This window comes from Streptomyces sp. NPDC051578 (genome assembly GCF_044454045.1).
GTDB lineage: Bacteria > Actinomycetota > Actinomycetes > Streptomycetales > Streptomycetaceae > Streptomyces.
In genome coordinates, this window is record NZ_JBITDH010000002.1 from 24,673 (window position 1) to 49,979 (window position 25,307).

At 74.2% G+C, this 25,307-nt stretch carries 24 protein-coding genes; 13 read left to right on the forward strand and 11 right to left on the reverse strand.

The annotated features are described in order from the left end of the window. Positions 1-4: 4 nt before the first annotated feature. Together ACIA6C_RS11080 and ACIA6C_RS11085 are read left to right on the forward strand one after the other, a co-directional pair. Positions 5-1,378, forward strand: coding sequence for a cryptochrome/photolyase family protein (locus ACIA6C_RS11080; protein ID WP_399274609.1), 1,374 nt, complete (start codon positions 5-7; stop codon positions 1,376-1,378). Between the two features lie 81 nt (positions 1,379-1,459). Continuing rightward, entirely contained in the window at positions 1,460-2,491 is a 1,032-nt protein-coding gene (locus ACIA6C_RS11085; protein WP_399276176.1) for a MerR family transcriptional regulator, read from the forward strand. Here ACIA6C_RS11085 and ACIA6C_RS11090 read toward each other — a convergent pair. Beyond that, positions 2,409-3,035, reverse strand: a complete 627-nt coding sequence (locus tag ACIA6C_RS11090; protein ID WP_399274611.1) for an RNA polymerase sigma factor — start codon at positions 3,033-3,035, stop codon at positions 2,409-2,411. The genes ACIA6C_RS11085 and ACIA6C_RS11090 overlap by 83 nt on opposite strands. A 132-nt stretch (positions 3,036-3,167) precedes the next feature. Here ACIA6C_RS11090 and ACIA6C_RS11095 point away from each other — a divergent pair, with 132 nt between their 5' ends. From ACIA6C_RS11095 to ACIA6C_RS11105, 3 genes are all read left to right on the forward strand, one after another. Continuing rightward, the gene (locus ACIA6C_RS11095) at positions 3,168-3,761 is read left to right on the forward strand and encodes a histidine phosphatase family protein (RefSeq protein ID WP_361137440.1); all 594 of its coding nucleotides are present in this window, start codon (positions 3,168-3,170) and stop codon (positions 3,759-3,761) included. A gap of 73 nt (positions 3,762-3,834) precedes the next feature. Further along, positions 3,835-5,358: an APC family permease gene (locus ACIA6C_RS11100; RefSeq protein WP_399274613.1), complete on the forward strand. Its 1,524-nt coding sequence runs from the start codon at positions 3,835-3,837 to the stop codon at positions 5,356-5,358. Positions 5,359-5,385: 27 nt separating this feature from the next. After that, positions 5,386-5,805 (forward strand): universal stress protein, encoded by a 420-nt coding sequence (locus ACIA6C_RS11105; protein ID WP_399274615.1) that lies wholly within the window; start codon positions 5,386-5,388, stop codon positions 5,803-5,805. Positions 5,806-5,910: 105 nt separating this feature from the next. Here the strand turns inward: ACIA6C_RS11105 and ACIA6C_RS11110 are convergent, their stop codons facing one another. After that, positions 5,911-6,111, reverse strand: coding sequence for a DUF5988 family protein (locus tag ACIA6C_RS11110; RefSeq protein WP_373304703.1), 201 nt, complete (start codon positions 6,109-6,111; stop codon positions 5,911-5,913). Positions 6,112-6,280: 169 nt separating this feature from the next. Here ACIA6C_RS11110 and ACIA6C_RS11115 point away from each other — a divergent pair, with 169 nt between their 5' ends. The 5 genes from ACIA6C_RS11115 to ACIA6C_RS11135 all read left to right on the forward strand — a co-directional run bounded on the left by ACIA6C_RS11115 (position 6,281) and on the right by ACIA6C_RS11135 (position 13,449). Then, positions 6,281-8,353, forward strand: a complete 2,073-nt coding sequence (locus ACIA6C_RS11115; RefSeq protein ID WP_399274617.1) for a SpoIIE family protein phosphatase — start codon at positions 6,281-6,283, stop codon at positions 8,351-8,353. Positions 8,354-8,409: 56 nt separating this feature from the next. Next, positions 8,410-9,153 (forward strand): protein phosphatase 2C domain-containing protein, encoded by a 744-nt coding sequence (locus ACIA6C_RS11120; protein ID WP_366081024.1) that lies wholly within the window; start codon positions 8,410-8,412, stop codon positions 9,151-9,153. A gap of 268 nt (positions 9,154-9,421) precedes the next feature. Further along, positions 9,422-10,921 (forward strand): FUSC family protein, encoded by a 1,500-nt coding sequence (locus ACIA6C_RS11125; RefSeq protein ID WP_399276178.1) that lies wholly within the window; start codon positions 9,422-9,424, stop codon positions 10,919-10,921. Between the two features lie 242 nt (positions 10,922-11,163). Continuing rightward, positions 11,164-12,324: a nitric oxide synthase oxygenase gene (locus tag ACIA6C_RS11130; RefSeq protein WP_399274620.1), complete on the forward strand. Its 1,161-nt coding sequence runs from the start codon at positions 11,164-11,166 to the stop codon at positions 12,322-12,324. Between the two features lie 54 nt (positions 12,325-12,378). Then, positions 12,379-13,449 carry a lactonase family protein gene (locus ACIA6C_RS11135; RefSeq protein ID WP_399274621.1) on the forward strand — a complete coding sequence of 357 codons (1,071 nt, stop codon included), beginning with the start codon at positions 12,379-12,381 and terminating at the stop codon, positions 13,447-13,449. A 73-nt stretch (positions 13,450-13,522) separates the two neighbouring features. Here the strand turns inward: ACIA6C_RS11135 and ACIA6C_RS11140 are convergent, their stop codons facing one another. The 3 genes from ACIA6C_RS11140 to ACIA6C_RS11150 all read right to left on the reverse strand — a co-directional run bounded on the left by ACIA6C_RS11140 (position 13,523) and on the right by ACIA6C_RS11150 (position 16,383). Next, positions 13,523-14,443, reverse strand: a complete 921-nt coding sequence (locus ACIA6C_RS11140) for a hypothetical protein (protein WP_366081021.1) — start codon at positions 14,441-14,443, stop codon at positions 13,523-13,525. 130 nt (positions 14,444-14,573) lie between these two features. Continuing rightward, positions 14,574-15,260, reverse strand: coding sequence for a uracil-DNA glycosylase (locus tag ACIA6C_RS11145; protein WP_399274624.1), 687 nt, complete (start codon positions 15,258-15,260; stop codon positions 14,574-14,576). A gap of 31 nt (positions 15,261-15,291) precedes the next feature. Beyond that, positions 15,292-16,383, reverse strand: coding sequence for a WD40/YVTN/BNR-like repeat-containing protein (locus tag ACIA6C_RS11150; protein WP_399274626.1), 1,092 nt, complete (start codon positions 16,381-16,383; stop codon positions 15,292-15,294). Positions 16,384-16,594: 211 nt separating this feature from the next. On the opposite strand from ACIA6C_RS11150, the gene ACIA6C_RS11155 reads away from it, so the two are divergent. After that, entirely contained in the window at positions 16,595-17,695 is a 1,101-nt protein-coding gene (locus tag ACIA6C_RS11155; protein WP_399274628.1) for an NADH:flavin oxidoreductase/NADH oxidase, read from the forward strand. 134 nt (positions 17,696-17,829) lie between these two features. Then, complete coding sequence (locus ACIA6C_RS11160) at positions 17,830-18,201, forward strand: helix-turn-helix domain-containing protein (protein ID WP_361137472.1); 372 nt, start codon at positions 17,830-17,832, stop codon at positions 18,199-18,201. A gap of 556 nt (positions 18,202-18,757) precedes the next feature. On the opposite strand, the gene ACIA6C_RS11165 is transcribed toward ACIA6C_RS11160, so the two are convergent. Both ACIA6C_RS11165 and ACIA6C_RS11170 read right to left on the reverse strand, forming a co-directional pair. Continuing rightward, positions 18,758-20,113 carry an FAD-dependent oxidoreductase gene (locus ACIA6C_RS11165; RefSeq protein WP_399274630.1) on the reverse strand — a complete coding sequence of 452 codons (1,356 nt, stop codon included), beginning with the start codon at positions 20,111-20,113 and terminating at the stop codon, positions 18,758-18,760. A gap of 53 nt (positions 20,114-20,166) precedes the next feature. Further along, positions 20,167-20,823: a DUF305 domain-containing protein gene (locus tag ACIA6C_RS11170; RefSeq protein WP_399274632.1), complete on the reverse strand. Its 657-nt coding sequence runs from the start codon at positions 20,821-20,823 to the stop codon at positions 20,167-20,169. Between the two features lie 78 nt (positions 20,824-20,901). On the opposite strand from ACIA6C_RS11170, the gene ACIA6C_RS11175 reads away from it, so the two are divergent. After that, on the forward strand, positions 20,902-22,398 hold the full coding sequence (locus ACIA6C_RS11175) for an LVIVD repeat-containing protein (protein ID WP_399274634.1): 1,497 nt from the start codon (positions 20,902-20,904) through the stop codon (positions 22,396-22,398). On the opposite strand, the gene ACIA6C_RS11180 is transcribed toward ACIA6C_RS11175, so the two are convergent. From ACIA6C_RS11180 to ACIA6C_RS11195, 4 genes are all read right to left on the reverse strand, one after another. Beyond that, positions 22,392-23,024 carry a helix-turn-helix domain-containing protein gene (locus ACIA6C_RS11180; protein ID WP_361137425.1) on the reverse strand — a complete coding sequence of 211 codons (633 nt, stop codon included), beginning with the start codon at positions 23,022-23,024 and terminating at the stop codon, positions 22,392-22,394. The genes ACIA6C_RS11175 and ACIA6C_RS11180 overlap by 7 nt on opposite strands. A gap of 111 nt (positions 23,025-23,135) precedes the next feature. Beyond that, positions 23,136-23,555 carry a hypothetical protein gene (locus ACIA6C_RS11185; RefSeq protein WP_399274636.1) on the reverse strand — a complete coding sequence of 140 codons (420 nt, stop codon included), beginning with the start codon at positions 23,553-23,555 and terminating at the stop codon, positions 23,136-23,138. A gap of 51 nt (positions 23,556-23,606) precedes the next feature. Further along, the gene (locus ACIA6C_RS11190) at positions 23,607-24,545 is read right to left on the reverse strand and encodes a M56 family metallopeptidase (protein WP_399274638.1); all 939 of its coding nucleotides are present in this window, start codon (positions 24,543-24,545) and stop codon (positions 23,607-23,609) included. A 78-nt stretch (positions 24,546-24,623) separates the two neighbouring features. Further along, positions 24,624-25,229, reverse strand: coding sequence for a DUF5134 domain-containing protein (locus ACIA6C_RS11195; protein ID WP_399274640.1), 606 nt, complete (start codon positions 25,227-25,229; stop codon positions 24,624-24,626). Positions 25,230-25,307: the final 78 nt, after the last annotated feature.

Here is a 25,307-nt window from a genome sequence, read left to right on the forward strand (position 1 = left end):
ACCCATGAACATCGCGGTGGTCCTGTACACCTCCGACCTGCGCGTGCACGACCATCCGCCGTTGCGTGCCGCCCTGTCCTCCTGCGACCAGGTGGTACCGCTCTTCGTCCGCGACCGGGGCATCGAGGAGTCCGGGTTCACCGCGCCCAACCGCCGGGCCTTCCTCGCCGACTGCCTGGCGGGGCTCGACGCCGCGCTGCGCGAGCGCGGCGGCCGCCTGGTGATCCGCTCGGGTGACGCCGTCGGGGAAGTGCTCGCGCTCGTACGGGAGACGGACGCCGACGAGGTGCACATGGCGGCCGGGGTGAGCGCCTACGCCCACGCCCGCGAGGAGCGGCTCCGCACCGCCCTGGAAGCCGAGGGCCGGCGCCTGTACGTGCACGACATGGTGGTGACGGCGGTGGCGCCCGGCGCGCTGCGGCCCTCGGCCTCCGACCACTTCGCCGTCTTCACCCCCTACCTGCGCCGCTGGACCGAACTGCCGCCTCGTGCCGTCACCGCCGCCCCCCGCGTGATCAGGGTCCCCGCGTCCCCGCGCTCGGAACCGCTGCCCGAGCGCTCCGCCGTCACCGGTGTCTCCCCGGGCCTGGCGCGCGGCGGCGAGCGCGAGGCCCGCCGGTTGCTGGGCGCCTGGCTGCGCGAGGGCGTCGACCGTTACCACGAGGTCCACGACGACCTGGCGGGTGACGCCACCTCCCGCCTCTCCCCCCACCTGCACTTCGGCACCCTCTCGGCCGCCGAGGCCGTCCACCGCGCCCGCGCGGCCGAGGGCCCCGGCGCCGAGGCCTTCGTCCGGCAGCTGTGCTGGCGCGACTTCCACCACCAGGTGCTCGCCGCCCGCCCCGACGCGGCCACCCGCGACTACCGCACCCGGCACGACCGCTGGCGCACCGGCCCCGAGGCGGGGGAGGAGATCCAGGCGTGGAAGGAGGGCCGTACGGGCTACCCCGTCGTCGACGCGGCGATGCGCCAGCTGCGCCACGAGGGGTGGATGCACAACAGGGGCCGGCTGCTGGCCGCGAGCTTCCTCGCCAAGACCCTGTACGTGGACTGGCGCGTCGGCGCCCGCCACTTCCTGGACCTGCTCGTGGACGGGGACCTGGCCAACAACCAGATGAACTGGCAGTGGGTCGCCGGCACGGGCACCGACACCCGGCCGGGCCGCGTCCTGAACCCGGTCCGCCAAGGACTGCGCTACGACCCCGAGGGTGCCTACGTGCACCGGTGGGTGCCGGAACTGGCGGGACTGCCCGCGCCCCGGGTGCACGAACCGTGGCGGCTGCCCGCGGCGGAACGGGCCCGGTACGACTATCCCGAGCCGGTGGTGGAACTCGCCGAGGGACTCGCCCGTTTCCGGCAGGGGAGGGGCATCGGGTGACCCGCCCGTGGTGCTCCGGCGTCCTAGTGTGAGGGGGTGGATCCTGTGCCGCCTCCCGACCACGAGCCGCCCGGTGGCCCGGTGCCGCCCCGCGTCCCCGTGCCCGCGGCCGACTCCGCGCCGCTGCCCGCCGCAGCGTTGAGCACCGGCGCCGTCGCCCGCCGCCTCGGGGTCTCGCCGACCACCCTGCGGTCCTGGGAGCGCCGGTACGCCATCGGCCCGGACCGCCGCGAGGACGGCCGGCACCGCCGCTGGACGCCCGCCGACATCGCCCGCCTGGAGCTGATGTGCCGGCTCACCGCGCAGGGCGTGCCCCCGTCGGCGGCGGCCAGGGCCGCGCTGGACGCAGCCCCCGGCGGCTCCGGGGCGGCCCGGGCGGCGACCGTGACGCCGGGCGGGTCCACCGCCCTTCCGCTCGGGGAGGTGCGGGCGGAATGCAGGGGGCTCGCGCGGGCCGCCGTACGACTGGACGCGCAGGCGGTGGAGCGACTGCTGGACACCGCGCTGGCGGAGCTCGGCCTGGTCGTGGCGTGGGAGGAGGTCATCGCGCCGACCCTGCACGCCGTGGGCCGCAAGTGGGCTTCCGCGGGGGAGCGTTACGTAGAGGTGGAGCACCTGCTGTCCTGGCACGTCTCCGGCGCCCTGCGCAGCCGGCGGCCCGCCCCCCGCCGGTACGAGGCGCCGCCCGTGCTCCTGGCCTGCGCCCCGGACGAGCAGCACAGCCTGCCCATCGAGGCGTTGACCGCCGCCCTCGGGGAACGGGGCCTGCCCACGCTGATGTTCGGCCCCGCCCTGCCCGCCGGAGCGCTGCGCGAAGCGGTGCGCCGTACGGGCCCCCGTGCCGCCGTGCTCTGGTCCCAGTCGGCCGCGACCGCTGACCGCGCCCTCGCCAGGGCGGTCGCCGGCATCGAATGGGGGCCGCACGGCGCCCGTGGGCATTCGGCGCTGCTGCTGGCGGGTCCCGGCTGGGGCGCCGGCACGACCGGCCCGCGCACCGAGCGGCTGTTCGGCCTGCGCTCGGGCCTCGCCGTCATCGAGCGGCTGGTGACGGGGGCGCCGGATCCCCGAGGGAGAGGCGCAGCACCCGCAGCGCCCGGCGCATGTGGCTCTTGACGGTACCCAGCGGCAGCCCGGTGCGCGCCGCGATCTGGGACTGGGTCAGGTCCCCGTAGAACGCCAGCCACATCACGCGCCGCTGCGCCGGGGGCAGCCGGGCCAGTTCGCCGAGCACCAGCAGCCGGTCCAGCGCCTGCTCGGGCTCCGGCGGGGCGTGGGCGGCGGGGGACCGGGCGCGTTCGCGGAGCGCGTGCGCGGCGGCCGAGGCGGCCCGGCTCCGCCGGGTCCGGGCCTCCAGCGCGTCGGCCACCTTGTGGCGGGTGATGCCGGTGAGCCAGGCCCCGAGGCCGCCGGGGCCGGGGCGGTAGTGGTGCCGGCCGCGCCAGGCGGCGAGGAACACCTGCTGCGTCACGTCCTCCGCCTCGCGTTCGTCGCCCAGTGCGCGGCGTGCCAGGGACTGCACCAGCGGCCGCCAGCGGCGGTACGCCGCCTCCATGGAGCGTTCGTCGCCCGCCGCGAAGCCGGCGGCCACGGGATCGTCCCGGTCCGCCCCGCCGTCCGGGCGGACCGCCCGCGCCCGTTCGTGGATCAGGTCGTCCATGGACCGAGCGTGGCGAGCGGACCGGGCCGCGTCCAAGTCGCATCGTTTCCGCATCGGATCACGCTCACCCGGTGGCGTACATGACACGCTGCGGTCACTCCATCGGTGCGGCCGACCGTCTAAGGTCCAGGGATGAGCGACTTGTTGCTGGTGAGACACGGTGAGACGGCCTGGAGCGCCAGCGGGCGGCACACCGGCCTGACCGACGTACCGCTGACCCCCCGCGGCGTCGAGGAAGCCATCTCCCTCGCCCCGTTCTTCCAGGACCGCCGTCCCGCCCTCGTCCTGACCAGCCCGATGCGCCGGGCCGTGGCCACCGCGGAACTCGCCGGGCTGAGCGGCGGCGTCACCGACCCCGACCTGCACGAATGGGACTACGGCGGCTACGAGGGCATCACCACGGCCGAGATCCGGCGCACCCGGCCCGACTGGTCGCTGTGGACCGACGGGGTCCCCCCGGGCGACGCGGAGCACCCCGGGGAGGACGCCGAGCAGGTCGGCGCCCGCGCGGACCGCGCGCTGGCCCGCGTCGACAAGGTCCTGCGCGAGGACCGGGGCGACGCCGTCGTGGTGGCCCACGGCCACTTCCTGCGCGTCCTGACGGCCCGCTACCTCGGTCTCGCCCCTCAGGAGGGACGCCTGTTCCTGCTGCGCACCGGCACGCTCGGCGTCCTGTCCACGGAACACGGCCTGCCGGTCGTCGCCGGCTGGAACACCCGCCCCTGAGACCCGGCGCGGCGGGCTCCCGCCACGCCCTTCCCGCCTCGCGCCCCGCCGCCGCGTGCCCGAGCATGCGTGTATGGCGCAGGACGGCAAGGGCGGCGGCGACGGGCAGCGCACCGAGGAGGCCGAGGCGGGGCTGAGGCCCGACGCGATCGGTTTCCTCGAAGCGCTCGTCATCGGCCTGAACTCCACCTCGCCCGCCTATTCGCTGGCCGCCGTGATCGGACCGATCGTCGCGGTGGCCGGCATCTACGCGCCGGGCGTGATGCTGGCCTCCTTCGTACCGATGCTGCTGATCGCCGCCGCCTTCTACTACCTCAACAAGGTCGACCAGGACTGCGGGACCACGTTCTCCTGGGTGACCCGGGCCATGGGCCCTTGGGCGGGCTGGCTCGGCGGCTGGGCGATCACCATGACCGGGGTCCTCGTCATCGGTTCGCTCGCCGACGTCGCGGTGCGCTTCGGGCTGCTCGCGGTCGGCCTCGACGGCCTGGCCGCGAACGAACCGGTCCGCCAGACCCTCGCCGCCCTCGTGATCCTGGCCATGACCGCCGTCTGCGTCATCGGCACCGAGATGTCCGCCCGGGTCCAGGACGTGCTGATCCTGGCCCAGGTGTTCTTCCTCCTCGCCTTCGCGGTGGTCGCCCTCTACCGCGTCTACGCCGGCACCAGCACCCTCGACGCGATCGAGCCGTCCGTCGACTGGCTCAACCCCTTCGGAGCGGGCGGCGCCGCGCTCACCGGCGGACTGCTCCTCGGCGTGTTCATCTACTGGGGTTGGGAGTCCGCCGTCAACCTGACCGAGGAGGTCGAGGACTCCGCCACCGCGCCCGGCAAGGCGGGCATCTGGTCGACGGTCGTGCTGCTGGTGACCTACCTGTCGGTCGGGTTCGCCGTCGTCGGCTACGCGGGGACCACGTTCCTGGCGCAGAACGCGGGCCAGGAGGAAGCGATCTTCGCCGTGCTCGCCCACGAGGTGATGGGCGGCTGGGACTGGATGGTGCTCCTCGCGGTCTCCACCTCCGCGCTCGCCTCCACCCAGACCACGATCATCCCCGCCTCCCGCACCGCCCTGTCGATGGCCCGCCGGCACGCGCTGCCGCACGGACTGGCGCGCATCCACCCCCGGTTCCGGACCCCGGACGTGAGCACCTGGTGGGTGGCCGTCATCGCGATCGGCTGGTACCTCACGGTCAACCAGATCAGCGAGAACGCGCTCCTCGACTCGCTGACCGCGCTCTCGCTGCTCATCGCCTTCTACTACGCGCTCACCGGCCTGGCCTGCGCCGTCTACTACCGGCGCCACCTGCTGGAGAGCCCGCGCAACTTCCTGCTCATCGGGCTCGGCCCGGTCGTCGGCGCCGGACTGCTGGCCTGGCTGCTGGTGGAGTCCGTCAACGACATGTCGCAGCCGGGGAACTCGGCCGGGGGCGTCGCCTGGCTGGGCATCAGCCCGCCGCTGCTCATCGGGACCGGCATCGCCGTCGTCGGGGTGCTGATCATGTGCTTCTGGAGGGTCAGGGACGGACGTTTTTGGCAGGAGCGGCGCGGGGTGGCCGACCCGGCGCTCGTCCCGGGCCGGCACCGCCGGTCTCCCTGAGCGGTGCGAGGAACGGAGGAGTACGCGATGTCCGTGGTCCTGGGGTACGACGAATCGCCCGGCGCGGAACGGGCCCTGGGCGTCGCCCTGGAGGTCGCCGCCGCCTTCGGCGAGCCCCTGGTCCTCGTCTACGGGGCCGCGGCGCCGGGCGCCGTCGGGGAGGAGTCCCGGGCCCACCGCGAAGCCGTCCGCCTGGCCGGCCGCAACGCTCTGGCCCGGGCCGTCGCGGCTGCCGACGAGGCGGGAGTCCCCTCGGCGGTCGAGGTGGCCGACGAGAAGCCCGCCCAAGCCCTGCTGGACGCCGCCGAGCGCCACGGGGCGCGGGTCATCATCGTCGGCACCTGGGGCGACAGCCCGATCCGGGGCGCCCTCCTCGGCTCGACGCCGCACAAGCTGCTGCACCTGTCGCCGGTACCGGTGCTGTGCGTGCCGACCGGGCCGCCCTGACAGGCGGCGGAGCCGCCGCCGGCAGCACACCACGGCGCGGCGGGGGCAGGCGGCCGCCGCGAGGTCACAGCGCGAGGTCTACGGCGTCAGGCCACACCGGTCGGGTCATTCGGCGATCTCGGTGCGCTCCCACCACTCGTAGACGGGAACCCGCCCCTGCGCGGCGTCCTGGAAGCGGGACGTGGCCTTGAAGTGCTCGTATCCGCCGCGGTGCGCCACCTTCACGTCCTCACCCGGCGCGGGGGCCGGAACGAGGCGCTCCGGAAGATCGTCCGGGCCGCCCTCAAGGGCCGCCATGGTTGCCATGGTCGTCATGGGACCAGTTTCGCCACCCTCTCGGCCGCGCGCACGTCGGCGGGCCGCTCCACGGTCGGGCGGGCAGAATTGAAGAGGCCGCCCGGGCCCGCCGCGCGGGCGCCGGACAGCGGCCGTCGCGCTTGGCGCGCAGAAGCACGGCGCGCAGAAGGGGGCAGCGATGCCACCGGACCCGCAGGGGGGCGGCGACGCCGATCCCGGCCCGATACGGTCGGAGCCGGGCTCGCTGCTGGAGCACGCGGTGGTCGCGGTCCTCGGCATCGACGACGAGGACCGGATCTGCTACTGGGGTCCCGGCGCGCGCAGCCTCTTCGGCCACGACTCGGCGGCCGTACTGGACCGGCCCGCTTCGATGCTCTTCCCCGGGCGCGACCCCGGCGCGGCGGCGCGGCTCGCCGAGCGCGCCCGCACCCTCGGCTACTGGCGGGTCAGGATGCCCGCGCTCCACCAGGACGGCACCGTGTTCGACTGCGGCTTCCGCGTCTTCCCGCTCACCGACAGCACGGGCCGCTCCGTGGTGATGGGACTGGCGAGCCGCAGCGTCGAACTGGACCGGGTCAAGACCAACCTGGCCTTCCTCGACGCGCTCTTCGAGACCTACCCGATCGGCCTGGTCATGCTCGACCAGGACCTGCGCTACGTCCACCTCAACCAGGCCCTCGCCGACATGGACGGCATCCCGCTGGCCGACCACCTCGGCCGCCGCATGACGGACATCATGCTCACCTCCGACGGCGGCGAGTACCAGCGCCTGCTGCAGACCGTCGCCCAGGAGGGCCGGACCGTGGTGGACACCCTCGTCGGACTGCGCACCCCCGGCCACCCGGACCGGGACCAGGTGCGGTCGGTGAGCCTGTTCCCGCTCAGCGGCGCGGTGGGCACACGGCGCGGAGTAGGCGGTCTCCTGGTGGACGTCACCGACCGCGAACGGGCCATCATGGAGGCCACCGCGGCCCGGCAGCGGCTCGCACTCCTGGACCGCGCCGCCGCCCGCATCGGCACCACCCTCGACGTGGACGTGACCGCGCGCGAGTTGGTCCAGTCCGTGGTGCCGGACTTCTGCGACGCGTCCGTGGTGGAACTGGTGGAGTGGATGCACGCGCCGGAGGTCTTCGACCCCCGGCTGCCGCTCGTCACCCGCCGGATCGCCTGGGGCACCACTCTGCCGGAGCCGGCCGACGAGCTGCTCGGCGGTCTGGAACGGGTCACCTACCCGCCCGGCTCCGGCATCCACACCATGCTCGAAACGGGCCGCCCGCGCTGGTTCGCAGTGAACGACGACTTCGTGACCAGCACCGTCGCCCACAAGGAACGGGCCCGGCTGCTCATGGAAAGCGGCCTCGCGTGCATCCTCATCGCCCCGCTGGTCGCCCGCGGCACCATCCAGGGCATCACCATGTTCGGCCGCGCCGCGTCCCGCCCGGCCTTCTCCGAGCCCGACCTCAGCCTCGCGGGCGAGCTGGCCTCCCGCGCCGCACTGTGCCTGGACAACGCGCGCCTCTACAGCCGCGTCCAGGACATCGCGCTCACCCTCCAGCGCGCCCTGCTGCCCAGCGCCCCCGCCGCGGGCCCCTACGCGGACGTCGCCCACCGCTACCTGCCGGGGAGCCGGCTCACCGAGGTCGGCGGCGACTGGTACGACGTCATCCCCCTGCCCGGCGACGAGCTGGCCCTGCTCGTCGGGGACGTGATGGGACACGGCGTCCCGGCCGCCGCAGCCATGGGCCGGCTCCGCATCACCGCCAAGGCCCTCGCCCGGCACACCCGCGACCCCGAGGCCCTGCTCGCGGAGCTCGACACCTGCGCCCAGGAGGCCGGCATCGAGCTGGCGACGTGCCTGTGCATCTTCTACGACCCGCACACCGGCCACGCCCGCGTCGCCGGCGCCGGCCACCCCCCGCCCCTGCTGCGCCACCCCGACGGCACGGTGGAGAGGATCGGCGGCGTCCTGGGCGTCCCCCTCGGGGTGGGCGGCGTACCGTTCCGCTCGACCGGGACGCGGATCCCCGAAGGCGCCGTCGTGGCGCTCTACACCGACGGGCTCGTCGAGGCCCGCGGCCAGGACATCGACACCGGCATCGACGCACTGAGCGACCAACTGCGCGCCCCCGTCGACTGCCTGGAGGAGGCGGCGGACCGGATCCTTTCCGGTCTGCTGCGCGACACCGCGACCGACGACACGGTTCTCGTCCTGGCACGGCTGCGCCGCGCGCCTGCCTCGGGGCCACAATGAAGGGGACGGGGACAAGGGACGGGACGCTTGCCGCGGACGCCGGAGAGGCGGGACCGATGCCGTACGCAGCCGTCAGCGCACTGAGCCACGCCGGGCTGCTGCGCGAGCACAACGAGGACAGCCTGGTCATCGGGCCCTGGACGCTGTGCGCGACCGAGACCCGCAACCCGCAGATGCTGGTGTTCCCGCTCGGCTCGCCGCTCGTCGTCGCGGTCGCCGACGGCATCGGCGGACAGCCGGCCGGCGAGGTGGCCAGCGCCCTCGTCGTACGGCGCCTCGCGGAGCTCGGGCCGTCGCTGGACGGCGAGGAGGCCGTCCGCGAAGCCCTGGAACGGTGCAACCGCGCGGTGTACGAGGCCGCCGACCGCGAGCCGGAACTGGCCGGCATGGGCACCACCGTCGCCGGTACGGTCGTCCTGCCCGAGTCCGTGCTGACCTTCAACGTCGGCGACAGCAGGGTGCTCGACGCCTCGGACGCGGCGCTGCGCCAGGTGAGCGTCGACGACAGCCCGCCGCTTCCGCCGGGCCGCCGCACGACCTCCCTCATCACCCAGGCACTCGGCGGAGCGCGCGGCTTCCACGCCGTCACCCCGCACATCCGCACGTCCCCGCTCACCGTCGGGAGCCGCTACCTGGTCTGCACGGACGGGCTGACCGACCCGGTGCCCGAGGACGTCCTGGACGGCCTGCTGCGCGACCACGACGACGGCCGGGCCGCCTTCGAGCTGTGGAAGGCCGCCATCGACGCGGGAGGGCCCGACAACATCACCCTCGCCCTGGTGCGCATCGGCGAGGCGTGAGCCTGGTCCGTTGGCGCCCAACGGCCGGAAAAGAACCCCCGGTGCAGTACCAATGGCACAGCGTCCCGAGCCCCGGTTGAGCCACTGGGCCTCCGGATGGTTATCTGTGTCGTATCCATGTACTTACGGCGCCGCGCAGCGCCGGACGGCAACGAGGCCGCTCCGGACCGCGGCGCCTTCGCCGTGCCTGTACGCCGCCCACCACCCCGGGCGGACACCGGCCCGGCGCGCACCATCGCAAGGGGGGCGGCACACCGTCGTGAAGAGGATGTTCGTGGCTCCGGACCCGGGGCTGATCAGACTCAGGAACTCGCTGCGCGCGGTCGTCGGCGTGGGCCTCGCCGTGGCCGCCGCCCAAGCCGTAGGGCTCTCGCTGACCGCCTCCATCACCGGGGGGCTCGCCGCGCTGCTGGCCCTGTTCACCGTGCTCGACGCGACCGTGCGCGCCCAGCGGATCACCACCGCCCTGCTGCCCGTCGCCGGTTTCCCCGTCCTCGCCGCGGCCACCGCCCTGCACGGTCTGCCGCTCGCCCGCGACCTCGCGTTCCTCGCCGTCGTCTTCGCCGGGGTCTACGCCCGGCGCTGGGGCCCGCGCGGCCACGCCCTCGGCATCTTCGCGTTCATGAACTTCTTCATCACGCAGTTCCTGCACGCGGTGCCCGCACAGCTGCCCGAGCTGTTCGCCGCCGTCGGGCTGGCCCTGCTCGCGGCCGGCGCCGCGCGGTTCGTGCTCTGGCCCATCGAGCGCCGTACGCCGCCCCCCGCCGCGCCGCCCGGACTGCCCGGCACCGGTCTGGCCCGGCCCACCACCCGGCAGGCCTTCCAGGCGACGGCCGCCTGCGCCTTCGCGCTCGGTATCGGGCAGGCCCTCTCCGAGGACCGCTGGTACTGGGCCGTGGGCACCGCCTGGTGGATCTTCGTCAACACCGCCTCGCGGGGCGAGACCCTGGTCCGCGGCTTCCGCCGGGTCGTCGGCACCCTCACCGGCATCGCCGCCGGACTGCTGGTCGCCGTACCGCTGCACGGCGCGCCCGTACCGACCGCCGCCCTGGTCGCCGTATGCGTCTTCGGGATCTTCTACACCGCCGCGCCGTCGTACTCCTGGATGATGTTCTTCGTCACCGTGATGGCCGGCCTGCTCTACGGACTCCTCGGCGTACTGCACCCCGGCCTGCTCCTGCTGCGCTTCCAGGAGACCGCCATCGGCGCGCTCGGCGCCGCCCTCGCCGTGGTGCTGGTACTGCCCGTCACCACGCACGCCGCCAACGATGCCTGGATCCAGCGCGCCCTGCACTGCGTACGGGCCTCCACGGCGGCCTCCCTCGACCGCCTCGCCGGACATCCCTTCGCCGATCCGGCCCCGCACGCGGCCGAACTCGAACTGCTGCTGGCCCGGGTACGGATGGCCCTCGCGCCCCTGGTGCACCCGCTGAGCCCGCTGCGCGCCCGCAAGGCCCGCGCACGACAGGTCCTGGAACTGCTCGACGCGTGCGCGCGCGAAGTGCGGGGCCTGGTGGCCGTCGCCGCCGACCCGCAGGCCTCGCACGACGCCCGGCTCGCCGCGGCGTGCTGGCGCGTCGAGGCGGCGGTGGAGGCGCTGACCGCGCCGGGGGACGGCCGTCTCCCCGCCGTCCCGGAGAGCGCCTCCCGGCCGCCGGCTCCGGCCGAGCCGGTCCTCGCCCACCTGCACGGCCTGGAGCACGCCCTCGTGGCGCTGCACGTCCCGCTGCGCACGCACCCGCGCGCCCCGCTCGTGGTCGGCGCCTGATCCAGTCCCGCCCCGCCGGTTCGGCCAGGCCCTCAAGGCCTTTCCGGGGACTGAACCGGCGCGGATGATAATCCACTTGAAGCCACCTCCTCCGGCCGTTCTGCGAAGATCACCCGGAGGAGTGTTCCGGCCGTCGCCCACCCACGCCGCTGACCTGCCCCGTGTACAACGGGTGATGTTCACGGCACATTCATTCGGCACGTACAGGGTGGATCTGAACGGACAGGGGGTAACGGCCCGGAATGGAAATCCTTCAACAGCGCTCGGGCACCGCTCAGGAGCGCTCGGATACCGCTCAAGTGTGGGAGGCCGCCGAGGAGTTCATCCGGCTCTTCCACCGGGAGAACCCGGATGCCGGCGATCCGGACGCCCGGCTGGCGGCCGTGCGCGTCGAACTCGCCGGAACCGGCACCTACCGGCACACCCCGGCCGAGCTCGTCCACGGTGCCCGGGTCGCCTGGCGCAACAGCAACCGCTGCATAGGCAGGCTCTACTGGAACTCGCTGCGGGTGCGCGACCGCCGTGAGCTCACCGACGGCGACAGCATCGCCGAAGAATGCTTCGAGCACCTGCGGGAAGCCACCAACGGCGGCCGGATACGGCCCACCATCACCGTCTTCGCGCCCGACACCCCGGACCGGCCCGGGCCGCTGATCTGGAGCGAGCAGCTCATCCGCTACGCCGGATACGGCGACCACCCCTCCATAACCGTCGGAGACGCCCGCAACGCGCCGCTCACCAGGGCGCTGCTCGACCTGGGCTGGCCGGGCGGTCCCGGTACCCCCTTCGACCTCCTGCCGCTCGTGGTCCAGGGCGTGGACGACAAGCCGCGCTGGTTCGACACCCCGGCGGACGCCGTGCTGGAGGTGCCGATCCGGCACCCGGACGGGCCTGATCAGTGGGACGACTGGGGCCTGCGCTGGCACGCCGTCCCCGCGATCTCCAACATGTGCCTGGAGATCGGCGGCATCCACTACCCGGCCGCGCCGTTCAACGGCTGGTACATGGGCACCGAGATCGGCGCCCGCAACCTCGCCGACACCGACCGGTACAACCTCCTGCCCGCCGTTGCCCGCAGGATGGGGCTCGACACCTCCAGCGACCGCTCGCTCTGGAAGGACCGGGCGCTGGTCGAGCTGAACCGGGCGGTCCTGCACTCCTTCGACGGGGCCGGGGTGAGCATCTCCGACCACCACACCGAGTCCCGGCGGTTCCTCTCACACCTGGAGCGCGAGGAGCGCAAGGGGCGCGAGGTGGGCGCCGACTGGTCCTGGATCGTGCCTCCCATCTCCGGGGCGGCGACCCCGGTCTTCCACCGCACCTACGAGGACCGGCCGAGCGCGACCACGTACGTCCACCACGCCGCGGCCCACGAACGGGCCAAGGGACGGGACTTGGTCTAGACCTTCTGTTACCGTCGTTGCGACCGGATCCGGGACGGCGGAATAGAGGCACCTGTGGATGGCGCGCGCAGCACGGACCAGGGCGGCGGACACCGGGCCTACATCGGCTCGTTCACCTCGGGGGGCGGCCGCGGCATCACCACCGCGGCCGTGGATCCGGCCACCGGGGCGCTGACGCCCCTCTCGGTCACCCGGACGGCGGACAACCCGTCCTGCCTCACCCTCGCCCGGGAGCCGGGCGTGCTCTACGCGGTGAGCGAGGCGGAGCACGGTGCGGTCGCGGCCTTCCGGACCGGGGCCGACGGGCTCACCGCCCACGGACCACTCGTCCCCGTCGGCGCGTCGGGCCCCACCCACCTCAGCCTGGCGGGGCAGCGGCTGCTGACCGCCAACTACACCTCGGGCAGCGTCAGCAGCCTCCCGCTCGACGCGGACGGCGTCCCCGGCGGGCCCCCGGCCGTCCTGGCCCACCAGGGCTCGGGGCCGGACCCGGAACGGCAGCAGGCGCCGCACGCCCACCAGGTGCTGCCCGACCCGAGCGGCCGCTGGGTCCTCAGCGTGGACCTCGGCACCGACACCGTACGGGTCTGCGCCCTCGACCCGGCCGACGGCCGACTGCGCCCGCACGAGGAGACCAGGCTGCGGGCCGGCTCCGGACCGCGCCACCTGGCCTTCCACCCGGACGGGGAGACGGTCTACGTCATCCACGAGCTGGAGCCGCTGCTGACCGTGTGCCGCTGGGACGCACGGGGCGGGCGGCTGGAGGCGACCGCGGAGGTCGCGGTGCTCTCCGAGGAAGCGCCGGCGGACACGCGGCCCTACCCCTCGGTCGTCGCCGTCTCGCCCGACGGGCGGTTCGCGTGGGCCGCCGTCCGGGGCGTCAACACGATCGCCGCGTTCTCGCTCGCCGACGGACCCGCCAAGCCCCGGCTCACCGGGAGCACGCACTGCGGCGGCAGTTGGCCGCGCGACCTGGTCCTGGACCCGACGGGGCGCAGGCTGTACGTGGCCAACGAATGGTCCGGCGACGTCACCTGGTTCGACCTGGACCCGCTGACCGGCGAGCCCCGGGCGGCCGGGTCCGTCGAGGTACCGGCCGCCGCGTGCGTGGTCTTCGGGCCGTAGGCCGGGCGTCCCGGGACGCGTGAAGGGCCCGCGCCACGGCGCGGGCCCTTCGTGTCGCTTCCGGGGAGCCGGGTCAGTGGGCGGAGGCGCCCAGGGTGAGACCGAGCGCGGCGCTGTACTGGGCGACGGCCAGCTTGCCGAGCGCCGGGTAGGCCCCGAGGACCTCGGCGGTGGCGCAGTCGGCCTCCTTGCAGGCCGTGTCCAGCAGGCCGTCGGCCGCCTCCGGGCCGATCAGGTAGGGCGCCAGGGCCAGCTGGGTCGAGCCTTCGGCGCGCAGCTGGTCGGCGATGCCGGCCACCGACCCCTCCTGGTCCAGCGCGGCGGCCTTCACCGGCACCGCGAGGCGCGCGGCCAGCAGCATGCCGGTGATCCCGGCGGCCTGGACGGCTTCCTCGCCGCCGGTGGTGGCCAGGATGATGCCGTCCGCGGCGGTGGTGACGGTGAACAGCCGGGCGCGGTCGGCGCGGGCCAGTCCCGCCTCGGAGAGCCGCACGTGCAGCCCCTCGGCGAGCAGCGGGTGCGGACCGAGTACGTCGGCCAGCTCGGCGGCGGCCGAGGAGTCCATCAGCGCCTGGCGGACGCGCCGCAGCAGGTCGCCGTCGGGACCGACGAGCAGGGGCACGACCACGGCGTCCGGGCCGGTCGCCTCCGCCACCTCGTGGCCGGCGGCGCGGGCGAACTCCGCGCGCGCGGCGCGCTCGTGCGCGACGGCGGTCAGCACACCGGCCAGCGAGGGGAACTCGGAGCCCTCGGAGTCGTCACCCTCCAGGTAGCCGATCCGGCCGTCCAGGCCGGGCAGCTCGGAGCGGCCGATGCTCAGGATCTCTTCCGCGAGCCCGCGCGAGGCGGCCGAAGGGGCACCGGGCACGGCGAGCACCAGCGCGGGCGCGCCCTCGGGCGCCACCGCGGGCTCGGGGCGGCGGTGCCGTCCGGCAGGGCGGGGTCGCGGCATTCGTACGGGCAGGCCATTTGCGGGCCCAGTGGGGGAGCTCATGGCGCCGCATGCTACTGGTTTATCGGAACCTGTTGTTCGGGCAGGGTCATTTCCGGCGGCTTCTGTCCGTATTTATCCACTGAATGTGAGACAGGGTCGCCTGTATCGGCCACCTATCGGCCGGAACGGCTCAACGGGCCGTCGGCAGGCGCCAGTCCACCGGAGTCGCGCCCTGGCGCACCAGGAGGTCGTTCACCTTGCTGAACGGCCTGGAACCGAAGAATCCGCCCGCGGCCGACATGGGGGAGGGGTGCACGGACTCCACCGCCGGCAGCTCGCCGAGCAGCGGCCGCACGTTCCGGGCGTCGCGCCCCCACAGCACCGACACCAGCGGCTTCCCGCGCGCGGCCAGTGCCCGGATCGCCTGTTCGGTGACCGCCTCCCAGCCCTTGCCGCGGTGGCCGCCGGTCTTGCGCGGGGCGGTGGTGAGGGCGCGGTTGAGGAGCAGCACGCCCTGGCGGGTCCACGGGGTCAGGTCGCCGTTGGCCGGCCGAGGAACGCCGAGGTCGGCGTTCAGCTCGCGGAAGATGTTGTCCAGGCTCGGCGGCCACGGGTCCACCTCGGGCGCGACGGAGAACGACAGGCCCATCGCGTGGCCCGGCGTGGGGTAGGGGTCCTGCCCGACGATCAGCACCTTGACCTCGTCGAACGGCTGCTGGAAGGCGCGCAGCACGTTCGGCCCGGCGGGCAGGTAGGTCCTTCCCGCCGCGATCTCGGCGCGCAGGAAGTCGCCCATCGCGGCGACCTGCGCCGCCACCGGCTCCAGAGCCCGGGCCCAGCCCGGTTCGACGATCTCGTTCAACGGTCGTGCTGCCACGGGCAGTCACTCTACTGGCCCAGCGGCCGTCCTACCGACGCAGGACCGCCGCCCGCACGCAGAGCACGTCCGGCAGGTGCTCGGCCAGCAACTGCCAGCTGTCCCCGTCGTCATGGCTGGCGTACAGCTCGCCGTTGCGGTTGCCGAAGTAGATCCCCGCCGGATCCGCGTCGTCCGTGCAGAGCGCGTCCCGCAGCACCGTGCCGTAGTGGTCCTCGGCGGGCAGGCCCTTCGACAGCGGTTCCCAGCTCGCCCCCGCGTCCTCGGTGCGGAAGACCCGGCAGCGGTGCTCCGCCGGGACCCGGTCGGAGTCGGCGTTGAGGGGGAAGACGTACGCCGTGTCCGGGCGGTGCGGGTGGGCGGCCACGGCGAAGCCGAAGTCGGAGGGCAGCCCGGATCCGATGTCGCTCCAGGCGTTCCCCGCGTCGTCGCTGCGGTAGACCCCCCAGTGGTTCTGGAGGTACAGCCGGTCCGGATCGGCCGCGTCCCGGGCGACTTTGTGGACGCACTGCCCGAACTCGGGCTGCGGGTCGGGAAGGAACACCGCGGAGACCCCTCGGTTGGACGGGTTCCAGCTCGCGCCGCCGTCCTTCGTGCGGAAGACGCCGGCGGTGGAGACGGCCACCGTGACGGAGTCCGGGTCACCCGGATGGGTGATCACCGTGTGGAGCCCCTCACCCCCGCCGCCCGGTACCCAGCGCGAGCGGGTGGGGTGCTCCCACAGGGTGCGGACCAGCTCGAAGGACTCGCCGCGGTCGGTCGAGCGGAACAGTGCGGCCGGTTCCGTACCGGCGTAGACCACGTCGGGGGCCTCCGGCCCGGCCGGCTGGAGTTGCCAGACCCGTTCCAGGGAGGCGCCGGTGTCCTGCGGGAACTTCACGGCGGGGGCGGCCGGCTCGCGCCAGGTGGCGCCGAGGTCGTCGGAGTGGAAGACGGACGGCCCCCAGTGCGAGCTGTCGCCGCCCGCCAGCAGGCGCGGCGTGGAACCCCGCACGTCGATGGCGACGGCCGAGACCGCCTGGGCGTTGAAATGGGGCCCTTCGAACGTCCAGGGGCCGGCTCCCGCGCGCCGGCCGATGAAGAGCCCCTTGCGGGTACCCGCGAGCAGTAGCACATCGGACATGGCCGATACCTCCGGACGGTCCTGCACGGCAGCCTTTCGGCCAGTGTGCACCCGGGCGCCGACAGTGGAGGGCAGCACCGGCCCGCGGCGCATCGCGCGCCGAGGGATTAGTACGAAAGACTTCGTAGTACGAGGGAATTCGTAGTACGGTGACTCTCGTACTTGCCGCCGGATACCCGGCGCGCTTCCCCCGGTCACCCTGGAGAGCCTGATGAGTGCCGCCCCGGCTGCCTTCGCCGCCCTGTTCCAGCCCTACACCGTGCGATCGGTGACCATCCCGAACCGCGTGTGGATGGCCCCGATGTGCCAGTACAGCGCCGAGCCCACCGGCCCCCGCGCGGGCGTGGCCAACGAGTGGCACGTCGCGCACTACGCGGCCCGCGCCGTCGGCGGTACCGGACTGATCGTCCAGGAGGCCACCGCCGTCTCCCCGGAAGGCCGGATCACCCCCTACGACCTCGGCCTCTGGAACGACACCCAGACCGAGGCGCTGCGCCCGATCACCGCCTTCATCAAGGCGCAGGGGACCGTCCCCGGCATCCAGATCGCGCACGGCGGCCGCAAGGGCTCCACCGAGCGCCCCTGGAAGGGCGGCCGGCCCGTCGGACCCGATGCGCACGGCTGGCAGCCCCTCGCGCCGAGCCCGGTGCCGTTCGCCGAAGGCGACCCCGTACCGCACGAGCTGACGGCCGCGGAGATCCGTACGGTCGTCGGCCAGTTCGCCGACGCCGCCCGGCGGGCCCTGGCCGCCGGATACGAACTCCTGGAGATCCACGGCGCCCACGGCTACCTCATCGGCGAGTTCCTCTCCCCGCACAGCAACCGGCGCACCGACGAGTACGGCGGCTCCTTCGAGAACCGCACCCGCTTCGCCCTCGACGTCGTGGACGCCGTACGGGCGGTGTGGCCCGAGGAACTCCCCCTGTTCTTCCGCATCTCCGCGACCGACTGGCTGGAGGAGGGGGGCTGGACCGGCGACGACACCGTCCGGCTGGCCGGACTGCTCAAGGAGCACGGCGTGGACCTGCTCGACGTCTCCACCGGCGGGCTCGCCCCGCACGTGAGCATCCCGCTGGGCCCCGGCTACCAGGTGCCCTTCGCGGCCCGGGTCAAGCGCGAGACCGGCCTGCCGGCCGCCGCGGTGGGGCTGATCACCGAGCCCGTCCAGGCGGAGAAGATCCTGGCCAACGGGGAGGCCGATGCGATCCTGCTCGGCCGTGAACTGCTCCGGGATCCCTACTGGGCCCGGCGGGCGGCCGGTGAACTGGGGGTGGAGCCGCGCACGCCGTCCCCGTACCACCGCGCCTGGTGAAACCGCGGGCGGGCGCCGATCGCCGCCCGCCCGCAGCCGTACGTGTCCTACGATGGTTCTCGTACCTCGGAGCGGGCGCGCCGACGCACCCCGGGGTACGAAGACACCGAATGGACGAGTGAGTGGAGGAGCAGATGCCGGAGCCGGCCGCCACCACCCGCCCGCTCGCCCATCCCGGGAGTGCCGAGATCCGCCTGGAGGGCGTCCTGCACGCCCTTTCGGACCCCGTCCGGCTGTCCATCGTCCGGGAGCTGGCCGCGGCCGCCGAGGAGCTGGCCTGCTCACACTTCGTGCTGCCGGTCACCAAGTCCACCACCACCCACCACTTCCGCGTCCTGCGCGAGGCCGGGGTCGTACGGCAGACGTACCGCGGCACCACCAAGCTGAACGACCTGCGCCGCGCCGACCTGGAGTCCCTCTTCCCGGGCCTCCTGGACACCGTCCTCACGGCGGCCGACGCCGAAGCGGCCCGCCTGACGGCAGCCGGCGCGAGCGCGCGTTCCTGAGGCCCGGCGCATCGCGGGGCGCGCTGCCCGGGGCGCGCCGCATCGCGGGTGCGCGTTCCCGAGGCCGCTGCACCGCGGGTGCGCGCTGCCTGGGCCCGCTGCATCGCGGCTGTGCGTTCCTGAGGCACGCTGCACCGCGGCTGTGAGCGACGGCCGCTTCGTTCCGGGCGCCCCTGGGTGGCGGCAGGGCCGGCACCCAGGGGCGCCTGAGAGCCGGCAGGGTCGGGCGCGCGTTCGTGAATCCCGGCGCATCGCGGCCGTGCGCCCGACGGCCGCTTCGTAACGGAGCGCACGCCCCTGGGGCCTGTCGTGAAAGTAGCGCCGGTAAGGCCCGCGGCGTCCGGTGCCGTGCAACGCAAGGCGGAGGCGCGCCGTTGTACTGGACGTACTGGGGAGTTCCGACAACGCGGCGGGGTACGGTGCCGGGCGTCGCGGGCCTGGGGGCACCTCCCAGCGGTAGCCGGGGGAAGGACTTTGCCGGCAGGCCCTGGGTGCCGGCAGGGCCGGGCGCATGCCCGGGAGCCCGGCAGGTCCGGCCGCGCGACCCCTTCGGCCGCTACGCTCCGGCCGCGCCCAGCAGGCCCGCCCAGTCCGGGATCTTGACCGAGCGGCGCCCCAGCGAGCGGCCCAGGTCGGCCTCCGCCGTCTCGATGGCCAGCCAGCCGGGCCACTGCACCGGACTCAGCCCCGCCGCGCGCAGCGCGTCCAGCGGGTCCTGCCCCAACATGCGGCGGGCCAGCGCCGCCGCGTCCTGGAGCAGGGAGGACGCCGTCTCCTTCGCGCACGGCCGGTTGGTGCCGATCACCCCGGTCGGGCCGCGCTTGATCCACCCCGCGACGTACTCGCCGACGCCGGCCCGGCCCTCGCGGAGCACCCGGCCCGCCGCGTGCGGGACCGTGCCCGTCACCGGGTCGAAGGGCAGCCCGGGCAGCGGCGCGCCCCGGTACCCCACCGAGCGCAGCACCAGCTGCGCCGGGACGTCCTCGTACACGCCCGTACCGCCCACCCCGCCCAGGCCGTCGGGGGCGGTCCGCTCGAAGCGGACCCCGGCGACCCGGCCGTCGGGCCCCGCCAGCACCTCCACCGGCCGCAGGTAGAACCGCAGCGTGATGTTCCGCTCCGCCTCGACGGGGGCCGCCGCGGCCCAGGCGCGCAGCACCTCCAGGTTCCGCCGGGCCACCGCCGGCAGCGCGGCCGCCGCGTCCGGGTCCCCGTACGCGGGGTCCGGCGCGAGTTCGGCGGGATCCACCCGTACGCCCACCCCTTGCAGGGTGCCCAGCTCGCGGAGCTCCTTGGTGGTGAACTTGCCCTGCGAAGGCCCCCGCCGGGCCACCATCGACACCGCCCGCACCCGGCTCGCGGCCAAGGCCCCCAGGGCGGCCTGCGGCATGTCGGTGGGCGCCAGTTCGGGTACGCCGCGGGCCAGGATCCGGGTCACGTCGACCGCCACGTTGCCGGCGCCGACCACCACCGCCGACGCGACGCCGGAGAGGTCGAAGGGCGCCTGCGCCGCGTCGGGGTGTCCGCTGTACCAGGACACGAAGGCCGTCGCGGAGTGGACGCCGGGCAACTCCTCGCCGGGGATGCCCAGATGCCGGTCCTGAGCGGCGCCGACGCAGTACACCACCGCGTGGTACATCTCGCGCAGCCGGGCCGTCGGCAGGGCGGGTCCGCCCACCTCCACGTTGCCGAGGAAGCGGATCCGCTCGTCCTCCAGCACCGAGCGCAGACTTCCGGTCAGCGACTTGATCTTCTCGTGGTCGGGCGCCACCCCGTACCGCACGAGCCCGTACGGCGCCGGCAGCCGGTCCAGTACGTCCACCAGGACGCCCGGCACCTCGCGCTGCTGGACCAGGCTCTGCGCGGCGTAGACCCCGCTGGGGCCCGAACCGACGACGGCGACACGAAGCACGGCGGAGCTCCTCCCGCAGGTGCCTCCCAGCATGACACCGGGTGCCGAGCCCGTCAGCCCATGGCGCGCATCCGGTCGATCTCGGCGCTCTGCGTGGCCACCAGCTCGGTCGCCATCTCCTCGACCGCGGCGTTGTTGCCCTGGGCCAGCGCCTCGCCGGCCATCTTCAAGGCGCCCTCGTGGTGGGCGGTCATCAGGCGCAGGAACAGCCGGTCGAACTCCGGCCCGCCGGCGGCGGTCAGCTCTCCCAGCTGCTGCTCCGTCGCCATCCCGGGCATCGCCCCGTGGTCGTGGCCGGCCGCGCCGCCGTCGGCGGGGGACGGCTCGGGGTAGCGCGCCAGCCACTTCTCCATCGCGCCGATCTCGGGCCCCTGCGCCGCCGCGATCCGCTCGGCGAGGCGCTTGACCCCGTCCGTGGAGGCCCGTCCCGGCGCCAGTGCGCTCATCGCCAGGGCCTGGCGGTGGTGCTCGATCATGTGGCGCACGTAGGCGTGGTCGGCGGTGTTGGGCGTGTCGTCGGGCCGCTCCTTCGCGGCCTGTCCGGGCGAGAGCGTACGGGCCTGTTCGCCCGGTCTGCCGGGGGCGATCACCACCGGCCTGCCGTCGTCCGCCCGGTCGTCCCCCTGGCAGCCGGTGAGGGTGAAGAGGAGTCCGGCGGCCAGGGCCGCCGCCCCGAGGAATCGGCCGAGTAATGCATTTGCCATGTCCATGAAAAGCAACATACTGCCGGGGTCCAGGTTCCGTTCCCCGTACGAACGCCGAATGCGCGGACCCCCACGGGAGGCACAGTGACCTCGTTGCACACCAGCAGGGCGCGGCCCCGGAGTCCGGGGGCCGCCCTCGCGGCCGCCGGACTCCTGACGGCACTCCTGGCGGGCGCCGGACCGGCGTCCGCCACCCCCGACCCCGGCGACCTGACGCCCGGCTCCTCGTCCGGCGCCGCCGTCCCCCGGAGCGCCGCCACCCCGGACCGCGAACTCGCCCCCGGCGAGATCCCCGGTCAGGACGAGATCGTGCACAGCAAGAACGTCACGCCCCTGGCCAACGTCCCCAGCAGCTATCCGAACGGAATCAACTCCGACCTGGCCTTCCAGGACCGGTACGCCTTCGCGGGCAGCTACGACGGCTTCACCATCTACGACATCGGCGATCCCAAGGCGCCCAAGACCGTCGCCACCGTGCTCTGCCCGGGCGGCCAGAACGACGTCTCCGTCTACGGCGACCTGCTCTTCCTCTCCACCGACTCCTCCCGCAGCGACGACTCCTGCCACAGCGTCTCGCAGCCCGCGACGGAGAAGTCCTCCTGGGAGGGCATCAAGATCTTCGACATCAAGGACAAGAAGAACCCCAAGTACATCAAGTCGGTGGAGACCTCCTGCGGCTCCCACACCCACACCCTGGTGCCGGGCGGCCGCGACATCTACCTGTACGTCTCCTCGTACTCGCCGAGCGAGGCCTTCCCCGACTGCCTGCCGCCGCACGACGGCATCTCGGTCGTCAAGGTCCCGAGGAAGGATCCGACCCGGGCCGCGGTCGTGGCCTTCCCCGTCCTCTTCCCGGACGGCGGCAACCCGGGCGCGCCCGCCAATCCGGGCGTCTCCAAGACGACCGGGTGCCACGACATCACCGTGCTGCCGTCCGAGAACCTCGCCGCCGGCGCCTGCATGGGCGACGGCATCCTCTTCGACATCACCGACCCCGAGCAGCCGCGCGTCATCGACCGCGTGCAGGACAACGTGAACTTCTCGTTCTGGCACTCCGCCACCTTCAACGAGGGGGCGGACAAGGTGGTCTTCACCGACGAACTGGGCGGCGGCGGCAGCGCCACCTGCAACGAGGCGACGGGTCCCGACCGGGGGGCCGACGGCATCTACGACATCACCGGCCGCGGCGACCAGCGCAGGCTCGCCTTCAAGAGCTACTTCAAGATCCCACGCAGGCAGGCCGACACCGAGAACTGCGTGGCCCACAACGGCTCGCTGATCCCGGTCGGCGGCGGCCGTGACGTCATGGTCCAGGCCTGGTACCAGGGGGGTGTCTCCGTCTGGGACTTCACCGACTCCACCAGCCCCAAGGAGATCGCCTACTTCGAGCGCGGTCCGCTGACCACGGACAAGCTGGGGCTGGGCGGCTCGTGGTCGGCGTACTACTACCGCGGCCACATCTACTCGAACGACATCGTCAAGGGGCTCGACGTGCTCCGGCTCGACGACCGGCGCACCGACAGCGCCAAGTGGGTGTGGACGGACCGGCTCAACGTGCAGAGCCAGCCCGCCTATCACTGACGGGGCAGCGCGGGGCCCCCGCCGGGCGGAACCCCGTCCGGCGGGGTGCCGAGCTCCCACTCCAGCCCGTAGCGCTGGAAGAGCTCGGCCCGCAGCCGGGCGGCCGGCATCGGCGCCCCCGGCAGCAGGACCGCCACCACGGCGCCCATCAGCAGTGCCCGCAGCAGCGGGTAGTCGGTGTCCACGTCCTTCGAGCCGTACCGGATGACGGTGTCGCTCAGCAACTCCGCGAGGCGCTGCTGCTCCGCGCACCGGACGAAGCCCTCCGCCTGCAGGATGCCCGCCATGTGGGTGCGCATCAGCCGGGGCCGGTCCACGGCCAGCCCGAGGATCGCGTCGATGGCTCGCGCCAGGCGTTCGCGGCCGTCGTCGCTGCGGGGCGGCCGCTCCAGGGCAGCCTCCAGGGTCAGGTGCATCAGCCGGTGGACGGCGGACTGGAGCAGCTGGCGCTTGCCCGGGAAGTAGTACGAGATCAGGCCCCGGGCGGCGCCGGCCCGGTCGGCGATGTCGCCGAGGGTGGTGGCTTCATAGCCGCGCTCGCCGACGAGCTCCACCGCCGCCTGGAGCAGCCGTTCCCGGGAACGTCTGCGCAATTCTTCATTGACCGATGCGCTGCGCGGGACCATGCTTACTCCTGCGTTGACTGGCTCCGAGCCAATATACTCAGCGCGCGGGTCTACTGCTCTGGGTGACGCGGGGGATCACCCAGAGCAGGGCCCTGCATCCGGCGGGTGCGCTCAGTCCTGCCCGCTGCCGGGCAGCTCGAAGTAGGCGCCAGTGCCCGCGGCGTCCACATGGACGACGTGCCGGCCGACGCGGACGATCTGGGCTCCGCCCGCGCGCCACGAACCCTCGGGGCCCCGGTCACCGCCCAGGGGTGTCCACACTTCCAGGAACGTGCTCCCGTCGGTGTTCGTGCCGGTTTCCACCAGCCCGCTGCCGTCCGGCCGCAGGGTTCCGATGTCCTCGCCGGGAGAGCCGATCTCGTGGTGGAAGGTGACCTGCCGCCCGTCATGGGAAGTGGTCCCGGCGAAGCCGCGGCTGTCGGCGTAACAGGCGCCGCTCCGGAGCCAGACGACGTGCTCGTCCTCGCGCAGGGGTCCGCCGTCGCGTCTGATTCCGGCGCGCAGCCAGGCGCCTGGGGTGGGTGCGTCCATGGCCCCAGCCTGCCAGCCGGCGCGGTGGAGGGCCGAGGAGCGCCCCGGGGGCTATGTGAGCACACTCAGGCCCGGTACGAAGGCCACCGCCAGCGGCAGGGCGGGCATCAGCGTCGCGAGCGCCGTCAGCCGCAGCCTCCGGGCCGGGGACAGCCGCGGGGTGGCGGACAGCAGCCGCCGCACCCGCTGGGGGACGTGCGCCTCGGGGGCGGCGCCCAGGCCGAACACCCCGCGGTCCTCGTTCAGCCCGACCAGGGCCAGCGCGACCGTGAGCCGCCCGAACCGACGGGAGGCCACGTCGTCGGCGGCGAGTTCCACCAGGCGGTGCATCTCCTCCTCGAACGCCGTGAACACCGGCACCTGCGGGAACCCCCCGGCCAGCGCCCGCGAGCAGTGCAGCAGCCAGTCGTGCCGGGCCGCGACATGCCCCTGCTCGTGGGCCAGGACGGCATCCAGCTGGCTGCCCTTCAACCGGCCCAGCGCGGCCGTCGTGACCACCAGCTGCGGGACCGTACCCGGCTGCCACCACGCTTCGGGCCGGGGCCCCTCCAGGACGACGAGCCGCGCGGCCTGCGGATCCTCGCCGGGCAACAGCGGGGCGCGTTCGCGCAGTTCGGCCCCGCGGGCGCGCCGCCGGGCCCGCGCCCGCAGCACCTCGCGGGTCAGCATCGCCCCCGTCCACAGGCCCCCGCCCGCCAGCGCCAGCGCGGTGGCCGCGGCCCACATGCCGCCCGCCGCCCCGAGCCCGTAGGCGTCGACCACCCCGTGCGGGGCGGCGGCGAAGAGCCGCCCCCGCACCGCCTGCCAGGCCGCCGCGGCGCTCAGCAGCATCGACAGTGCCAGGCACAGCAGCACCGCCCCCACCACGCACTGCCACACCCACAGCGCGACGACCGGCTCACGGTCGGGCCACTCGGCCCGCGCCAGCAGGCGGGGGGCGAGCAGCGCGGTCAGTGCGCCGAGCAGCAGGAGAGCGGCGGAGACCATCATGGCCGCAGCCTACGAGCGAGGCGCTACCTGCGGGTAGGGCCCGCGCCATTGGTGACGCAGGACACGTTTCGCCGCCCCTCACATGCTCAGCAGCATCGCCAACATCCCGATGCCCATGGTCAGTCGGCAGGCCCTGGTCAACTCGCCCGGAGCGCCCGCGGCCGCCGCCACCGGGACCGGCCGCCCGCCGCCGCCCGCCACGGGGACCGGCCGCCCGCCGCCGCCCGCCACCAGCCGGGCCCCGCCCAGCAGGACGTACCCCGCGAAGTACACGAGGAGGGCCCCCGTCACCAGGGGCGGGCCCGCGCTCTGCCCGTGTGCGTGCGCGTGCCCGGAGCCCGCCGCGATCCCGAGGTACGCCATGTAGGCCATCGCCAGGGAACCGACCGCGTGGTGCGCGTGGTGGCCGAGGCCCGGCCCACCCCGCAGCAGCCACAGCGCGTGCGCGGCAGCCGCGCAGAAGACGCCCAGCAAGATCCCCGGCCCCCACGGCCCGGTGCCGGACGGCGCCGCCATCACGGCCATCCCGAACCCCATCAGCGCCTCGCCCATCGCCGCGCCGCGCGCCGCCCGGCCCGCTCTGCGCGCCCGCAGCAGGCAGTACGTACCGCTGGTGGCGCAGAGCGCGACGAGCAGCCAGCCGGAGACGGCTGAGGCGGCGGACGGCAGCGCGGATCCGTGCACGGCGGAACCTCCCGGTTCGTCGGCGTCAGGGGAAGAGATGCCCCTGCGGAAGGGCGTGCACGCCGCCCCGGGATAGGC

Excerpts from the sequence above, each read along its gene's own strand:
- ACIA6C_RS11100 (WP_399274613.1), top strand. The coding sequence starts at position 3,835 with ATGGCGCAGGACGGCAAGGGCGGCGGCGACGGGCAGCGCACCGAGGAG.
- ACIA6C_RS11120 (WP_366081024.1), top strand. The coding sequence starts at position 8,410 with ATGCCGTACGCAGCCGTCAGCGCACTGAGCCACGCCGGGCTGCTGCGC.
- ACIA6C_RS11140 (WP_366081021.1), bottom strand. The coding sequence starts at position 14,443 with ATGAGCTCCCCCACTGGGCCCGCAAATGGCCTGCCCGTACGAATGCCG.
- ACIA6C_RS11110 (WP_373304703.1), bottom strand. The coding sequence starts at position 6,111 with ATGGCAACCATGGCGGCCCTTGAGGGCGGCCCGGACGATCTTCCGGAG.
- ACIA6C_RS11150 (WP_399274626.1), bottom strand. The coding sequence starts at position 16,383 with ATGTCCGATGTGCTACTGCTCGCGGGTACCCGCAAGGGGCTCTTCATC.
- ACIA6C_RS11130 (WP_399274620.1), top strand. The coding sequence starts at position 11,164 with ATGGAAATCCTTCAACAGCGCTCGGGCACCGCTCAGGAGCGCTCGGAT.
- ACIA6C_RS11180 (WP_361137425.1), bottom strand. The coding sequence starts at position 23,024 with ATGGTCCCGCGCAGCGCATCGGTCAATGAAGAATTGCGCAGACGTTCC.
- ACIA6C_RS11185 (WP_399274636.1), bottom strand. The coding sequence starts at position 23,555 with ATGGACGCACCCACCCCAGGCGCCTGGCTGCGCGCCGGAATCAGACGC.
- ACIA6C_RS11160 (WP_361137472.1), top strand. The coding sequence starts at position 17,830 with ATGCCGGAGCCGGCCGCCACCACCCGCCCGCTCGCCCATCCCGGGAGT.
- ACIA6C_RS11080 (WP_399274609.1), top strand. The coding sequence starts at position 5 with ATGAACATCGCGGTGGTCCTGTACACCTCCGACCTGCGCGTGCACGAC.
- ACIA6C_RS11155 (WP_399274628.1), top strand. The coding sequence starts at position 16,595 with ATGAGTGCCGCCCCGGCTGCCTTCGCCGCCCTGTTCCAGCCCTACACC.
- ACIA6C_RS11190 (WP_399274638.1), bottom strand. The coding sequence starts at position 24,545 with ATGATGGTCTCCGCCGCTCTCCTGCTGCTCGGCGCACTGACCGCGCTG.
- ACIA6C_RS11090 (WP_399274611.1), bottom strand. The coding sequence starts at position 3,035 with ATGGACGACCTGATCCACGAACGGGCGCGGGCGGTCCGCCCGGACGGC.
- ACIA6C_RS11105 (WP_399274615.1), top strand. The coding sequence starts at position 5,386 with ATGTCCGTGGTCCTGGGGTACGACGAATCGCCCGGCGCGGAACGGGCC.
- ACIA6C_RS11125 (WP_399276178.1), top strand. The coding sequence starts at position 9,422 with ATGTTCGTGGCTCCGGACCCGGGGCTGATCAGACTCAGGAACTCGCTG.
- ACIA6C_RS11115 (WP_399274617.1), top strand. The coding sequence starts at position 6,281 with ATGCCACCGGACCCGCAGGGGGGCGGCGACGCCGATCCCGGCCCGATA.
- ACIA6C_RS11170 (WP_399274632.1), bottom strand. The coding sequence starts at position 20,823 with ATGGACATGGCAAATGCATTACTCGGCCGATTCCTCGGGGCGGCGGCC.
- ACIA6C_RS11095 (WP_361137440.1), top strand. The coding sequence starts at position 3,168 with ATGAGCGACTTGTTGCTGGTGAGACACGGTGAGACGGCCTGGAGCGCC.